We start from the raw sequence: 14,026 nt of genomic DNA on the forward strand, positions 1-14,026 counted from the left end.
CCAGAACACGGCCGGCGGCGCCGGGTCAAGGCATCTTTCCCGCCTTGACGCGGTGTCGCCGGCCGTAGTCACAATGAGGGCTTCGGGGTGCCGGAGGGGCACAGAGGGGGCAAGCCGCGCCAAAGGCGCGTCGAGCACCCCGCGCCCCGAGCGGGTTCCGAGCCACCACAGGGCCGAGCCAAAACCGGATCAACCACCCATGCACCACTGACCGGGAACCACCCCAAGGCCCCCGCGCCAAGGCCCACCCCCGTCACCCACCCACCCTTAATTCGGGTTGAAAAAAAATGACCGCCCGACAGTTGCCCGCCTTGTCTGGACCATGCATACTTTGTTGCCAGGCACAACAAAGGTCTGAACCAACTCCGTGACCCACCCCCGCCCCGGGCCGCGGTGTCCGGTCCCGCCTGCCGCCGCCCCGGCATGCGAGGCCACCTCCCCCTCCCGCGTTTCGTGCTGCGCGCGGAACGCCGGTCCCCCTGGTGAGAGAGGCGACAAAGATGTCCACCTCGTTCCGCAAGTTCCGCGGCCTCCGAAGAGCAGCAGCCCTCTTCGCCGCCGGCTCACTGCTCTTCCTCGGGCAGCAAGCGCTGACCGCCCCCGCCGCCGAAGCCGCCGCCACCTTCACCGACGACTTCAACGGCCCCGCCGGGTCCGCCGTCGACGGGTCCAAGTGGCAGCTCGAAACCGGCGACAACGTCAACAACCACGAACGCCAGTACTACACGTCCGGCACCAACAACGCCCAGCTCGACGGCCAGGGCCACCTCGTCATCACCGCGAAGCGCGAAAACCCCGGCAACTACAACTGCTGGTACGGCCGCTGCGAGTACACCTCCGCCCGGATGAACACGGCCGGCAAGTTCAGCCAGGCCTACGGTCACTTCGAGACGCGCATGAAACTCCCGCGCGGGCAAGGCATGTGGCCGGCGTTCTGGATGCTCGGCGGCGGCAACTGGCCGACCGACGGCGAGATCGACGTCATGGAGAACGTCGGCTTCGAGCCGAACACCGTGCACGGCACCATCCACGGCCCCGGCTACTCCGGTTCCGGCGGCATCGGCGCGGCCTACAACGGCCCGAACTTCTCCGACGACTTCCACACCTACGCCGTCGACTGGGCGCCGAACCAGATCAAGTGGTACGTCGACGGCAACCTCTACCAGACGCGCACGCCGTCCGACCTGAACGGCAACCGCTGGGTCTACGACCACAACTTCTTCATCATCCTCAACCTCGCCGTCGGCGGGTACTGGCCCGGCGACCCCAACAGCAGCACGCAGTTCCCGCAGCAGCTGGTCGTCGACTACGTCCACGTCACCAACGACACCGGCGGCGGCACCCCGAGCGGGCGCACCGGGCGGATCACCGGCATCGGCGGCAAGTGCGTCGACGTCGCGGGCGCCAGCACCGCCAACCTCACGCCGATCCAGATCACCGACTGCAACAACAACGCGGCCCAGAACTGGACCATCGGCACCGACGGCACGATCCGCGCCCTCGGCAAGTGCATGGACGTCAACGCGGCCGGCACCGCGGACGGGACCGTGGTGCAGCTCTACGACTGCAACGGGACCGCCGCCCAGCAATGGGTCGTGACCGGCGCCAAGGACATCGTGAACCCCAACGCGAACAAGTGTCTCGACGCCACCGGCAACTCCAGTGCGAACGGCACCCGCCTGCAGATCTGGACCTGCGGCGGCGGCGCCAACCAGAAGTGGACCACTCCCTGATCCACCACCACGGGTAGGCGAACCCCGCCCGGTTCGCCTACCCGGCACTGTTTCCTTCCCCCACAAGGAGAATCCAAGTGCGACGATTCCTCGTCGCGCTAATGGGGTGTGCCCTGTTAGCGCTTTCCTTCTTGACCACCGGCTCCGCCCAAGCCGCCGTCGAGGCCGGCCCGTCCGCGAGCCAGCTGCTCGCGAAGACGACGTCCTGCCAGCAGATCTCGAACGGCAAGTACTCCTTCGACGAAGGCGGCGCGGCGACCGTGCCCGTCTGCCAGGCCAACGGCGCGGTCTTCTTCAAGGCCGACATGGACATCGACTGCGACGGCGTCCGCACTTCGCAGTGCAACGAGCAGACCGACTGCTGCTTCTACCCGGACACCGCGTTCCACACGTCGACCGACCAGCCCCTCAACGCCGCGCAGCTGCCGTACATCGTCCTGCCGCAGCCGACGTCCACTTGGGACTACCGCAATTACGGCATCGACGGCGGTTCCGTCGTGGCGGTGATCTACAACAACCAGGTGACCTACGCGGTGGTCGGCGACACCGGCCCGACGAGCATCATCGGCGAAGCGTCCTACGCCACCGCGGTCAACCTCGGCATCAACCCCGACCCGTCCAACGGCGGCACCGAGGGCCCGGTGACGTACATCGTGTTCCCGAACACGCACGTCAACCCGATCGAGAACCACGCCAACGCCACCAGCCTCGGTGAGCAGGTCGCCACGCAGTTCGCCGGCGGCACCACCACGCCGCCCACCCAGAACGCGGGCCGGATCACCGGCGTCGGCGGCAAGTGCGTCGACGTCGCGGGCGCGAACAACGCCAACGGCACCGCCGTGCAGCTCTACGACTGCAACGGCTCGACCGCTCAACAGTGGACGGTCGGCACCGACGGCACGGTCCGCGCGCTCGGCAAGTGCCTCGACGTCACCAGCGCGGGCACGGCCAACGGCACGACGGTCCAGCTGTACGACTGCAACGGGTCGAACGCGCAGAAGTGGTCGGCCAACGGATCGCAGAACCTCGTGAACGCCGGCTCGGGCAAGTGCCTCGACGCCACCGGCAATTCGAGCGCCAACGGGACCCGGCTCCAGATCTGGACCTGCGGCACCGGCGCGAACCAGAAGTGGACACTGCCATGAGGAAGCGCTCTCTCTTCAGCATTCTCGGCGTGACCGCGCTTGCCGCGGCCACCTTCGCCGTGCCCGCGCAGGCCGCGGGCGAGACCGTGAACGTCTGGCTCACCACGACCGACGACGCCAAGGGTGTCAACGTCACCCGCGGCCTGCAGCAGCAGACACCGATCAGCTTCACCGCGGGCACCGGCACCGGCGGCCAGACCATCAACGTCAACGAGAACACGACCTACCAGCAGTTCGAGGGCGCCGGCGCGTCGTTCACCGACTCCGCCGCGTGGCTGCTCAACTCGAGCAACCTGCTCAGCTCCACCACCCGCAACCAGGTCATGCAGAAGCTGTTCGACCCGAACGCGGGCATCGGCATCAGCTTCCTGCGCAACCCGATCGGCGCGTCGGACATCGCGCGCTACAGCTACACGTTCGACGACGTGCCGGCCGGGCAGACCGACCCGAACCTGACGAAGTTCTCCATCGCGCACGACCAGACCGACGTCCTGCCGCTGACCAAGCAGGCGCTGCAGCTCAACCCGCAGATCAAGGTCATGGCGTCGCCGTGGAGCGCGCCGCCGTGGATGAAGGACAACGACAGCTACCTGCTCGGCTGGGTCGAGTCGCAGTTCTACCCGGCCTACGCGCAGTACTTCGTCAAGTACGTCCAGGCGTACCAGGCCGCCGGCGTCCCGATCAACTACCTGTCGATCCAGAACGAGCCGACGTGCTGCGCGAGCTACCCGTCGACCAACTGGAACGGCGCCGGCCTGGCGTACTTCGCCAAGAACAACCTGCTGCCCGCACTGCAGAACGCCGGACTGTCCACAAAGGTCCTCGCGCTCGACTGGAACTGGGACCAGTACCAGTCCTTCGCGGCACCCACGATGGACGACGCGGCCATCCGCAGCCACCCGAACTTCGGCGGCATGGCCTGGCACGGCTACGGCGGCGACATCTCGCAGCAGACGACCGTGCACAACCAGTACCCGAGCGTGAACGCGTACTCGACCGAGCACTCCGGCGGCACCTGGGTGTCGAACCAGCAGGCCGAGGACATGACGAACATCGTCGACTACACGCGCAACTGGAGCCGCACGGTCACCAAGTGGAGCCTGGCGATGGACCAGGCGCACAACCCGCACAACGGCGGCTGCGACACGTGCACCGGGCTGGTGACCGTCCACAATGGAGACGGACGCAACGGCCAGGTCGACTACACCGTCGAGTACTACACGATGGGTCACCTGACGAAGTTCGTGAAGCCGGGCGCGTCCCGGATCGACTCGAACGACAACTCGACGGTCCGCAACGTCGCGTGGAAGAACCCGGACGGCTCGAAGGCGCTGATCGCGTACAACACCAGTACCGGCAACCAGAGTGTGCGCGTGAACTGGGGCAACTCCTCGTTCACCTACACCCTGCCCGGCCACACCTCGGCGACGTTCACCTGGAACGGCACCCAGGGCAGCGGGGGCGGCGGCACCGGCAAGACCGGCCCGATCACCGGGCTCGGCGGCAAGTGCCTGGACGTCGCGAACGGCAGCAGCGCGAACGGCGCCGCCGTCCAGCTCTACGACTGCAACGGCTCGGGCGCGCAAGCGTGGACGGTCGGCACCGACGGCACGATCCGCGCGCTGGGCAAGTGCCTCGACGTCACCGGACAGTCCACAGCGGACGGTGCGCAGCTGCAGCTGTGGGACTGCGGCGGGACGGCGAACCAGAGATGGGCGGCGACCGCGGCGCGCGACATCGTCGGGGCAGCGTCGAACAAGTGCCTCGACGCGACCGGCAATTCCAGCGCCAACGGCACCCGGCTGCAGATCTGGACGTGCACCGGTGCCGCCAACCAGAAGTGGAACGTGCCCGCATGAAGAAGACAGCAGCATTCGGCGCCCTGATCGCGGCTTCAGCGCTCGTGTTCGCCCCTGGCGTCGCGCAGGCGGCGACCGGGCCGATCACCGGCCTCGCCGGCAAGTGCGTCGACGTCAACGCGGCGAGCACCGCGAACGGCACGGCGATCCAGCTGTACGACTGCAACGGCTCGAACGCCCAGCAGTGGACGACCGGCAGCGACGGATCGCTGCAGGCCCTGGGCAAGTGCCTCGACGTCACCAGCGCCGGAACCGCCAACGGCACCACGATCCAGCTCTGGGACTGCAACGGCTCCAACGCCCAGAAGTGGACGGCCAACGCGGCGAAGAACCTGGTCAACACCGGTTCGGGCAAGTGTCTCGACGCCACCGGCAACTCCAGCGCGAACGGCACCCGGCTGCAGATCTGGACGTGCGCGAGCACGGCCAACCAGCAGTGGACGCTCCCCTCCGGCGGCACGACCCCGCCGCCGTCCGGGCCGGGCGTGATGGCCGTCGCGCCGTACCTCTACAACGGCTGGGGCAACCCGCCGAGCCCGCAGACGATCCAGAACGCCACCGGCGTCAAGTGGTTCACGCTGGCGTTCGTCCTGTCCAACGGCTACTGCAACCCGATGTGGGACGGCGGCCGGGCGCTGACCGGCGGCGTCGACCAGAACACGATCAACGCGGTGCGCGCGGGCGGCGGGGACGTCATCCCGTCGTTCGGCGGCTACTCCGGCAACAAGCTGGAGTCGTCGTGCGGCAGCGCGGGTGAGCTGGCCGCGGCGTACCAGAAGGTGATCAGCGCCTACGGCCTCAAGGCGATCGACATCGACATCGAGGCCGACGCCTACAGCAACCCGACGGTGCAGCAGCGCACGGTCGACGCGCTGAAGACGATCCGGGCGAACAACGCGGGCATCAAGCTGTACGTCACGTTCGGCACCGGGCAGTCCGGACCGGACAACAGCCTGGTCAACCGGGCGGCCCAGTCGGGGCTCACGGTCGACGGCTGGGTGATCATGCCGTTCGACTTCGGCGGCGCCGGCCAGAACATGGGCACGCTCACGCAGCGCGCGGCCGAAGGGCTCAAGAACGTCGTCAAGTCGGCTTACGGCTACGACGACGACACGGCCTACCGGCACATGGGCATCTCGTCGATGAACGGCATCACGGACAACAGCGAGACAGTCACGTTGAACGATTTCACCGCGATCTTGGCCTACGCGAACCAGCACCACCTGGCCCGGCTGACGTTCTGGTCGGCCAACCGCGACCGGCCGTGCCCGGGCGCCTACCCGAACGACGACACGTGTTCGGGTGTTTCCCAGCAGGCGTGGGACTTCACGAGGATCTTCGCCCGCTACGCCGGCTGACCCCGGTCCGACGACGAAGGCCCGGCTCCGGCCGGGCCTTCGTGCGTTCCGGGCTGCCGGACCGTGACACTGGGGAGGCCCCGGCCCGGCAGCGAGGTGGTTCCGCCTGCCGCTGGGGGTCTCCGGCGGCGAAACCGCTCAGAGGTTATCCAGCCGGGATCGCTTTTGGGGAGTCCGGAAACCAGAGATGCCCGAAGGGGCACCCTAGACTGGCCGCCGTGCCCGAACCGACGGTGAACGACGTCCTGGCCGAGCTGGCCGCGCTCGACGAGCCGCGTGCCCGCGAGATCAACGCGAAACACGGCGACGACCACGGCGTGAACCTCACCAAGCTGCGCGCGGTGGCGAAGCGGCTGAAGACGCAGCAGGAGCTGGCCCGCGAGCTGTGGGCCACCGACGACACGGCGGCAAAGCTCCTGGCGACGCTGATCTGCCGCCCGAAGGCGTTCGAGCGCGCCGAGCTGGACGCGATGCTGCGGACGGCACGCACGCCGAAGGTGCACGACTGGCTCGTCAACTACGTGGTGAAGAAGAGCCCGCACGCCGAGGAGCTGCGCGTGGCGTGGTTCGCCGACCCGGACCCGGTGATCGCGAGCGCCGGCTGGGCGCTGACCACCGATCGCGTGGCGCAGGGGCACGATGATCTCGGCAACCTGCTCGAAATCATCGAAAAGGAAATGAAGGACGCGCCGGAACGCCTGCAGTGGGCGATGAACCACTGCCTGGCCCAGATCGGGATCGAGCACGCCGAGCACCGCGCCCGAGCCATCGAAATAGGCGAACGCCTCGAGGTTTTGAAGGACTACCCGACGCCCCCGAACTGCACGTCGCCGTTCGCGCCGATCTGGATCACCGAGATGGTGCGCCGCAAGAGTTAGTCACTCCGCCGCGACCGCCGCCCGAGCTGCCTCGGCTCGGTCGGCGTACGCCTCGACCAGCTGTTCCTCCGCGTCCTCGAGGTACTTCATCAGCAGCTGCTCCGCGCCCGGGCCATCGCCGGCCTCGATGCGGTCGAGGATCTCGTGGTTGCGGGGCAGGTAGCGCTCGTGGAAGCGCCGGGGCTCGGCCATGATGTGGAACACCAGTCGCAGCTCGGCGGTCAGCCTGCCGACCAGCTCGTTGACGCGCTCGCTGCCCGACAGGGCCGCCAGCTCCTGGTGGAACCACACGTTCGCGGTGCCGAGGTCCTTCCAGTTGCCGGTGCGCGCGGCCTCGTCGCCGATCTCGACCTTCTCGCGAATCCGGGCGAACGAAGCCGGCTTCGCCGTCACCCCCCGGACGGCCGCGCACTCGATGATCTTGCGGACGCGGTAGATGTCGACGACGTCCTCGATGCTCGGGATTCGGACGAAGACCCCGCGGTTGAGCTCGTGGGCGAGCAGCCGCTCGTGCGTGAGCAGCCGGAACGCCTCCCTGAGCGTGTTGCGCGAGACGCCGAGCGCGTTGCCGATGTCCTGCTCCGACAGCCGGCCGCCGGGCAGGAAGAAGCCCTCCGCGATGCGCTTGCGCAGCACGCCCGCCACCCGCTCGGCCGTGCTCTTGCGACTGACCAGGCCCCGGTCGGCCTCCAGGCCCGGGAGCCCGCTGTCTTCGATGACCACGAGACAGATGGTACCCGTCACACTGAGGACGATGTAATTGCCGTCTTGTGGAATTGTTCAACAATCCCTAGTGTGTGAGGCACGCCACGATGAGAGACTGGCCAGGAGGTGCCCATGACTGCGACAACTGCTACCGAGGCCCGGCCGTTCGACTGGTTCCGCACGCTCGGCAAACGCGGGCAACGCGCGTTCGCGGGCGCTTTCGGCGGCTACGGCCTGGACTCGTTCGACTACCAGACCCTGCCGCTCGGCCTCGCCGCGATCACCGCGTACTTCGGCATTTCGAGCGGTGAAGCCGGCCTGCTCGGCACGACGACGCTGGTCGTGTCAGCCATCGGCGGGGTCGGGGCCGGCATGCTGGCCGACCGGATCGGCCGCGTCCGCACGCTCCAGATCACCATCGCGATGTACACGATCTTCACCGTGCTCTGCGGGTTCGCGCCGAACTTCGAGACGCTGCTGATCTTCCGCGCACTGCAGGGCCTGGGCTTCGGCGGCGAGTGGGCGGCCGGCGCCGCGCTGGTCGCGGAGTACTCGCAGGCCCGCTACCGCGGCCGGACCGTGGCCTTCGTGCAGAGCGCCTGGGCGGTCGGCTGGGGCCTGTCGGTGATCGTCTACACCGTCGTGTTCAGCCTGGCGAGCCCCGACCTGGCCTGGCGCATCATGTTCTGGACCGGCGTCATCCCGGCCCTGTTCGTGCTGTGGGTCCGCAAGAGCGTCAAGGACGCCCCGCGCGCCGAGGAACGCCTGAAGGCCGAACGCCCGAAGGGCACGCTCGTCAAGATCTTCAAGGCCGACCTGCTGCGCACGACGTTCTTCGCCGCGCTGCTCGCCACCGGCGTCCAGGGCGGGTACTACACGATCTCGACGTGGCTGCCGTCCTACCTGAAGAAAACGCGCGAGCTGACCGTGATCGGCACCGGCGGCTACCTCGCGTTCCTTATCACCGGCGCCTTCGTCGGCTACGTCTGCGGCGGCTACCTCACGGACCTGATGGGACGCAAGAAAACGTTCCTGACGTTCGCGCTGCTGTCGGCCGCGCTGATCGTCGCGTACACGCAGATACCCAAGGGCGCCAACGGGCTCGTGCTCGTCCTCGGCTTCCCGCTCGGCTTCTCGATGTCCGCGATCTTCAGCGGCTTCGGCGCCTACCTCGCCGAGCTGTACCCGACGTCGCTGCGCGGTACGGGTCAGGGCTTCACGTACAACTTCGGCCGTGCCGTGGGCGCGATCTTCCCGACCGTCGTGGGCTTCCTCGGCGCGGGCGGCGCGATCGTGTTCGGCGCGCTCGGCTACGGCATCGCCGTGCTCGCACTGCTCGGCCTTCCCGAGACCCGGGGTATCGAACTCGTCGACTGAATCTTGCGGGGGTGCAACCCCCACACCCCCGGGGGCCCGCCCCCGGACCCGGAAATTTCCCTGAGGGGGAACTCATGACGACCTTTGACGAACCCGCGACGTTCACTCCCGCTCAAGCGCGAGAAGCGTTCCGCCGCGGCACCGCCCGGCCGACCACCGGCTGGGCCAACGGCTTCACCCAGACCAACCTGATCGCCGTGCCCGAGGACTGGGCCTACGACGTCCTGCTGTTCTGCACCCGCAACCCGCAGCCGTGCCCGCTGCTCGACGTCACCGACCCCGGCGACCCGGAAACCCGGCTCGCCGCGGGCGCGGACCTGCGCACCGACCTGCCGCGCTACCGGATCTGGCAGAACGGCGTGCTGGCCGGCGAGGTGTCCGACGCGACCGGCCTGTGGCGCAGCGACATGGTCGCCTTCTCCATCGGCTGCAGCTTCACGTTCGAGACGGCCCTGGCCGCCGAGGGCGTCCCGCTGCGGCACGTCGACCAGGGCCGCAACGTCGCGATGTACGTGACGAACCGGCCGTGCGAGCCCGCCGGGCGGCTGTTCGGCCCGATGGTCGTGTCGATGCGGCAGATCCCGGAGGACCGCGTCGACGACGCCATCCGGATCACCCGCGCGATGCCGGCCGTGCACGGCGCGCCCGTGCACGTCGGCGACCCGGGCGCGCTGGGGATCGAAGACCTCTCGCGGCCCGACTTCGGGGACCCGGTGGAGGCGGAGCCGGGCGACGTCCCGGTGTTCTGGGCCTGCGGGGTCACCCCGCAGGCGGCGCTGATGGCGTCACGGCCCCCCTTTGCGATCACCCACGCGCCGGGGTACATGTTCATCACCGACCGCCACGACAGCGAATACCGGGTGGGCTGAAATGGATCTGAACAGCGATCTCGGCGAAGGCTTCGGCGCCTGGAAGATGGGCGACGACGAAGCCATGCTCGACATCGTGACCAGCGCGAACATCGCGTGCGGCTTCCACGCCGGCGACCCGTCGGTGATGCGGCGGGTGTGCGACCGGGCGGCCGAGCGCGGGGTCGCGATCGGCGCGCACGTCGGGTACCACGACCTGGCCGGGTTCGGCCGGCGCGCGCTCGACATCGCGCCGGCCGACCTGGCGGACGAGGTGCTCTACCAGATCGGCGCGCTCGACGCGTTCGCCCGCGCGGCGGGCAGCCGCGTGACGTACGTGAAGCCGCACGGCGCGCTGTACAACACCGCGGCGGTCGACGTCGAGCAGGCCGCGGCGATCGTCGACGGCCTGCGCCGGTACGACCCCGGGCTCGCGCTGCTCTGCCTGCCGGACTCGGAAATGCAGCGGCAGGCGGAAAAAGCGGGCGTGGTGGCGTACGCGGAGGCGTTCGCCGACCGGGCCTACACGGCCGACGGCAAGCTCGTGTCGCGCAAGAAGCCGGGCGCGGTGCTGCACGACGCCGACGTGGTGGCCCGGCGCGCGGTCGGCATGGCCACCGGCGGCGTCGTCACGGAGGACGGCACCAAGCTCGAGCTGCGCCCGGACTCCCTGTGCGTGCACGGGGACACGCCGGGCGCGGTGGAGCTGGCCAAGCGGATCGCGGCCGCGCTGACCGAGGGCGGCATCGAACTGGGGGCGTTCACCGGATGACCGTCCGGCTGCTGCCGTGCGGGCGGCGCGCGGTGCTGGTGGAACTGGACGACGTGCTGGGGTTCCAGGCCGCGCTTGCCCACCTCGCCCCGGCGGGCGTCGAGGAGCTGGTCCCGGCGGCGCGGACGCTGCTGGTCCGCTTCGACCCGGCGGTGACGGACGCGGACCGCCTGGGCGCCCTGCTGCGCGAAGTGTCCCCTGTGGACAGTGCGGTGTCCGCTTCGGCCGAGGTGGTGATCCCGGTGCGGTACGACGGCGAGGACCTGGCCGACGTCGCGGCCGAGGCGGGCTTGCGCATCTCCGAGGTGATCGCCCGGCACAGTGCGGGTTCGTACGTCTCGGCGTTCTGCGGGTTCGCGCCGGGGTTCGCCTACCTGTCCGGTTCGGACCCGGCGCTGCACGTCTCGCGCCGGTCGACGCCGCGGACGCGCATCCCGGCGGGGTCGGTGGCGATCGCCGGGGAGTACAGCGCGGTCTACCCGAGCGCGTCGCCCGGCGGCTGGCGGCTGCTCGGCCGGACGGACGTGCCGGTGTGGGACGTCGAACGCGACCCGCCGAACCTGCTGCCACCGGGCACGAGGGTGCGGTTCGAGGCGGTGACGGCGTGAAGCTCGAAGTCGTGCGGCCGGGGTTCACGACGACGGTGCAGGACCTCGGCCGGCCCGGGCACGCGGCGCTCGGCGTCGGCCGGTCCGGCGCGGCCGACCGCGCGTCGTTCCGGCTGGCCAACCGGCTCGTCGGGAACCCCGCGGACGCCGCGGCGCTGGAAGTGACGCTGGGCGGTCTGGTGCTGCGCGCTTCGGCCGTGACGACGGTGGCGGTGACCGGCGCGCTGTGCCCGGTGTCGCCGGGTGGCATGAACGCGCCGATGACGTTGTGGCCGGGCGACGAACTGGTGCTGGGCACGGCTTCGCACGGTTTGCGCTGCTACGTCGCGGTGCGCGGCGGGATCGACGTCACGCCGGTGCTCGGCTCGCGGTCGACCGACACGCTCGGCAAGCTGGGCCCGCCGCCGCTCGCCGCCGGGATGCTGCTGCCGGTGGGCACGCCCGGCGCCTTCCCGGCGGCCGACCTGGCGCCGCGTGCGGCGTTGCCGGCCGCGCCGGTCCTGCGCGTCACGCAGGGACCACGTCGCGACTGGTTCACCTCGCCGGACGACTTGCTGTCCACTGTGTACACGGTTTCGCCGGACTCGGACCGCGTCGGGATCCGCCTGATCGGGCCGCCGCTTTCCCGCGCCCGGGAAGGGGAACTGCCGTCCGAGGCGTGCGTGCCCGGGTCGGTGCAGGTACCGCCGTCGGGCCGGCCGATCCTGTTCCACGCCGACTCCCCGACGACGGGCGGGTACCCGGTGATCGCCGTCGTCGAGGAGGACGACCTCGACGTCGCGGCCCAGCTGCGGCCGGGCCAGACCGTGAGCTTCCGTCCCGCGTCGTGAGTGGGAAACCGGGTTCTAACCCGGTTTCCCACTCACGACCACCAGCAGCCAGACCACGTTCGTGAGGACGATCGCGAGCCACAGCGGCCACCGGCGCGGGATCCGCAGCCGGCCCGGCTCGGCCAGGTAGGCGTCGAGGGCCTCGGCGACCTGGTCGTCGATCTCGTCGCGCAGGCGCGGGCTCAGTTCAGACATGCGCCGGCACCGGCCGCGGGACCGCCACCGCCAGGCACGCCAGCGCCAGCGGGACCTCCAGACCGGCCATGAGCAGCGAGAACACCACGTCGTCACCGGCCGTCACAACGTCGAACCAGGCATCGGCCAGCAGGAGTGTCGCCGTGCCGATCGCGGCGAACGGCACCCGCGGGTCGTCGCGGCCGAGCAGCCAGGCCGTCGCCAGCAGGCCGATCGCCTCCGCCGCGTCGAAGCCCGTCCACGCGAGCCGCCAGTGCTGCGCCTGCACGACGTCCGGCAGCGTCACCCCCAGTACCGCGATCCACGGCAGCAGGCAGAGGCCCGCCGCCCAGAAGAGTCTTTTCATCGAAAACCCCCGTTCGCCGACCACGGTAGCGATTGCAGAGATTCTTTGCAAACATCCTCTGTAGTACGCTCCGGCCATGGTCGAACGTCCCGAACGGCGCGTCCTCACCGGCGCGGATCTCAAGGCCTTCTACAAGGCCCTGGCCAACCCCGTCCGCCGCGACATCCTGTCCTACCTGGGCAAACACGGCGAAGCGAACTCGACGAGCGTCGCGAAGGCCCTCGGCGAGAGCACCGGGACGACCAGCTACCACCTCCGCAAGCTCGCCGACCTCGACCTCATCGCGGAGATCGAAGACCGCGGAGACGGCCGCGAGCGCTGGTGGAAGTCGCTGATGAAGGACATCTACACCCCGCCCGGCCTCGAGATGACCGACGACGAGCGCGAAGCCGCGCGCAAGCTCGGCACGCTCAAGATGAGCCACGACCTCGGCCTGGTCGCGCGGGCGTACGCGGGCTACGACGACGCCAAGGGCTGGAACCAGATCTACCGCGGCGGGCTGACCCTGACGAAGGAGCAGATCGCGTCGTTCGTCGAGGAGTACCAGGCCCTGCTCTGGAAGTACGTCACCGAGCCGGGCCACCACCCGCCCGGCTCGCGCGCGGTCGCCGTCCGGCTGATCGTGGTGCCGGAAGAAGAGTCCATCGAGGACTAGAGGCCCGAGACCCGCAGCGTGATGTTCAGCCGGCCGGTCAGGCCGAGCGCCGGGTCCGCCGTGCCGGAGAGGGTCTTCGGCACGCCGTGGTAGGCGTACCGGGATGGGCCGCCGAACACGAAGACGTCACCCGAGTGCAGCTCGACGTCCGTGTAGGGCTTGTTGCGGGACTCGGTGTTGCCGAAGCGGAACACGCACGTGTCGCCGAGGCTGAACGACACCACCGGGGCCGAGCTGCGCTCGTCCTTGTCCTGGTGCTGCCCCATCTTCGTCTTCGCGGCGTAGAAGTTGACCAGCGCGGTGTCGGGCTCGTAGCCGTCGGCCGGCTCGCCGTACGCGTCCGCGAGCGCGCGGCGGCCCAGGTCGCCGAGCCAGTCCGGGAACGGCAGCACCGGCTTGCCGTCGTCGGTCGTGCGTGAGTAGCCGTTGGGGTACCAGTGCCAGCCGAGGCAGACCGTCTTGACCGACATCACGCCGCCGTTCGGATACGTCGTGTGGCGGTAGCCGGGCCAGCCGCGGCAGGCGGCGACGAGCTCGCGCTGTTCGTCGAAGCCGAGCCAGTCGGGCACGTGCACGGCACCGGGCGCGAGTTCGGCGCGCGGGCGCGGCAGGAGGGCGTCCATCACCTCGATTGTGCCGGAGACTCCAGCCGCACACGGTCGGTGATCGTCGACGGGACGACGTGGTGACCGCGGAACGTCACGTCGGCGATGGTGA

The 14,026-nt window shown here is 69.6% G+C and carries 15 protein-coding genes; 11 read left to right on the forward strand and 4 right to left on the reverse strand.

Annotation, left to right across the window (positions count from 1 at the left end):
- Positions 1-500 precede the first annotated feature (500 nt).
- The 5 genes from ABZ342_RS01745 to ABZ342_RS01765 all read left to right on the forward strand — a co-directional run bounded on the left by ABZ342_RS01745 (position 501) and on the right by ABZ342_RS01765 (position 6,973).
- A complete protein-coding gene (locus ABZ342_RS01745) occupies positions 501-1,733 on the forward strand; it encodes a family 16 glycosylhydrolase (RefSeq protein WP_360468152.1) in 1,233 nt (410 codons plus the stop codon).
- Between the two features lie 131 nt (positions 1,734-1,864).
- Positions 1,865-2,878, forward strand: coding sequence for an RICIN domain-containing protein (locus tag ABZ342_RS01750; RefSeq protein WP_360468153.1), 1,014 nt, complete (start codon positions 1,865-1,867; stop codon positions 2,876-2,878).
- Entirely contained in the window at positions 2,875-4,737 is a 1,863-nt protein-coding gene (locus tag ABZ342_RS01755; protein WP_360468154.1) for a ricin-type beta-trefoil lectin domain protein, read from the forward strand. The genes ABZ342_RS01750 and ABZ342_RS01755 overlap by 4 nt, the downstream gene beginning before the upstream one ends.
- Complete coding sequence (locus ABZ342_RS01760) at positions 4,734-6,095, forward strand: ricin-type beta-trefoil lectin domain protein (RefSeq protein ID WP_360468155.1); 1,362 nt, start codon at positions 4,734-4,736, stop codon at positions 6,093-6,095. The genes ABZ342_RS01755 and ABZ342_RS01760 overlap by 4 nt, the downstream gene beginning before the upstream one ends.
- 218 nt (positions 6,096-6,313) lie before the next feature.
- Complete coding sequence (locus ABZ342_RS01765) at positions 6,314-6,973, forward strand: DNA alkylation repair protein (protein ID WP_360468156.1); 660 nt, start codon at positions 6,314-6,316, stop codon at positions 6,971-6,973.
- Here the strand turns inward: ABZ342_RS01765 and ABZ342_RS01770 are convergent, their stop codons facing one another.
- On the reverse strand, positions 6,974-7,696 hold the full coding sequence (locus ABZ342_RS01770) for a GntR family transcriptional regulator (protein ID WP_360468157.1): 723 nt from the start codon (positions 7,694-7,696) through the stop codon (positions 6,974-6,976).
- Between the two features lie 114 nt (positions 7,697-7,810).
- On the opposite strand from ABZ342_RS01770, the gene ABZ342_RS01775 reads away from it, so the two are divergent.
- The 5 genes from ABZ342_RS01775 (at position 7,811) to ABZ342_RS01795 (ending at position 12,113) form a co-directional block, all read left to right on the forward strand.
- Complete coding sequence (locus ABZ342_RS01775) at positions 7,811-9,055, forward strand: MFS transporter (protein ID WP_155540779.1); 1,245 nt, start codon at positions 7,811-7,813, stop codon at positions 9,053-9,055.
- A gap of 74 nt (positions 9,056-9,129) precedes the next feature.
- Positions 9,130-9,924, forward strand: a complete 795-nt coding sequence (locus tag ABZ342_RS01780) for a putative hydro-lyase (protein WP_360468158.1) — start codon at positions 9,130-9,132, stop codon at positions 9,922-9,924.
- Between the two features lies 1 nt (position 9,925).
- Positions 9,926-10,675, forward strand: a complete 750-nt coding sequence (locus ABZ342_RS01785; protein WP_360468159.1) for a 5-oxoprolinase subunit PxpA — start codon at positions 9,926-9,928, stop codon at positions 10,673-10,675.
- The gene (locus tag ABZ342_RS01790; RefSeq protein WP_360468160.1) at positions 10,672-11,283 is read left to right on the forward strand and encodes an allophanate hydrolase subunit 1; all 612 of its coding nucleotides are present in this window, start codon (positions 10,672-10,674) and stop codon (positions 11,281-11,283) included. Before ABZ342_RS01785 ends, ABZ342_RS01790 begins: the two co-directional genes overlap by 4 nt.
- Positions 11,280-12,113, forward strand: a complete 834-nt coding sequence (locus ABZ342_RS01795) for a biotin-dependent carboxyltransferase family protein (protein WP_360468161.1) — start codon at positions 11,280-11,282, stop codon at positions 12,111-12,113. The genes ABZ342_RS01790 and ABZ342_RS01795 overlap by 4 nt, the downstream gene beginning before the upstream one ends.
- A 15-nt stretch (positions 12,114-12,128) precedes the next feature.
- Here the strand turns inward: ABZ342_RS01795 and ABZ342_RS01800 are convergent, their stop codons facing one another.
- Together ABZ342_RS01800 and ABZ342_RS01805 are read right to left on the reverse strand one after the other, a co-directional pair.
- The gene (locus tag ABZ342_RS01800; protein ID WP_360468162.1) at positions 12,129-12,308 is read right to left on the reverse strand and encodes a hypothetical protein; all 180 of its coding nucleotides are present in this window, start codon (positions 12,306-12,308) and stop codon (positions 12,129-12,131) included.
- Positions 12,301-12,654, reverse strand: coding sequence for a hypothetical protein (locus ABZ342_RS01805; RefSeq protein ID WP_360468163.1), 354 nt, complete (start codon positions 12,652-12,654; stop codon positions 12,301-12,303). Before ABZ342_RS01805 ends, ABZ342_RS01800 begins: the two co-directional genes overlap by 8 nt.
- A 76-nt stretch (positions 12,655-12,730) precedes the next feature.
- On the opposite strand from ABZ342_RS01805, the gene ABZ342_RS01810 reads away from it, so the two are divergent.
- A complete protein-coding gene (locus ABZ342_RS01810) occupies positions 12,731-13,309 on the forward strand; it encodes a helix-turn-helix domain-containing protein (protein ID WP_155540772.1) in 579 nt (192 codons plus the stop codon).
- On the opposite strand, the gene ABZ342_RS01815 is transcribed toward ABZ342_RS01810, so the two are convergent.
- Complete coding sequence (locus tag ABZ342_RS01815) at positions 13,306-13,932, reverse strand: alpha-ketoglutarate-dependent dioxygenase AlkB (protein ID WP_196425140.1); 627 nt, start codon at positions 13,930-13,932, stop codon at positions 13,306-13,308. The genes ABZ342_RS01810 and ABZ342_RS01815 overlap by 4 nt on opposite strands.
- Positions 13,933-14,026 lie beyond the last annotated feature (94 nt).

This window comes from Amycolatopsis sp. NPDC005961 (genome assembly GCF_040629235.1).
GTDB lineage: Bacteria > Actinomycetota > Actinomycetes > Mycobacteriales > Pseudonocardiaceae > Amycolatopsis > Amycolatopsis camponoti.

Bases quoted from the DNA above. Each gene is read 5' to 3' on its own strand.
- ABZ342_RS01745 (WP_360468152.1), top strand. From the start codon at position 501: ATGTCCACCTCGTTCCGCAAGTTCCGCGGCCTCCGAAGAGCAGCAGCC.
- ABZ342_RS01755 (WP_360468154.1), top strand. From the start codon at position 2,875: ATGAGGAAGCGCTCTCTCTTCAGCATTCTCGGCGTGACCGCGCTTGCC.
- ABZ342_RS01760 (WP_360468155.1), top strand. From the start codon at position 4,734: ATGAAGAAGACAGCAGCATTCGGCGCCCTGATCGCGGCTTCAGCGCTC.
- ABZ342_RS01775 (WP_155540779.1), top strand. From the start codon at position 7,811: ATGACTGCGACAACTGCTACCGAGGCCCGGCCGTTCGACTGGTTCCGC.
- ABZ342_RS01780 (WP_360468158.1), top strand. From the start codon at position 9,130: ATGACGACCTTTGACGAACCCGCGACGTTCACTCCCGCTCAAGCGCGA.
- ABZ342_RS01785 (WP_360468159.1), top strand. From the start codon at position 9,926: ATGGATCTGAACAGCGATCTCGGCGAAGGCTTCGGCGCCTGGAAGATG.
- ABZ342_RS01790 (WP_360468160.1), top strand. From the start codon at position 10,672: ATGACCGTCCGGCTGCTGCCGTGCGGGCGGCGCGCGGTGCTGGTGGAA.
- ABZ342_RS01800 (WP_360468162.1), bottom strand. From the start codon at position 12,308: ATGTCTGAACTGAGCCCGCGCCTGCGCGACGAGATCGACGACCAGGTC.
- ABZ342_RS01805 (WP_360468163.1), bottom strand. From the start codon at position 12,654: ATGAAAAGACTCTTCTGGGCGGCGGGCCTCTGCCTGCTGCCGTGGATC.
- ABZ342_RS01810 (WP_155540772.1), top strand. From the start codon at position 12,731: ATGGTCGAACGTCCCGAACGGCGCGTCCTCACCGGCGCGGATCTCAAG.
- ABZ342_RS01815 (WP_196425140.1), bottom strand. From the start codon at position 13,932: ATGGACGCCCTCCTGCCGCGCCCGCGCGCCGAACTCGCGCCCGGTGCC.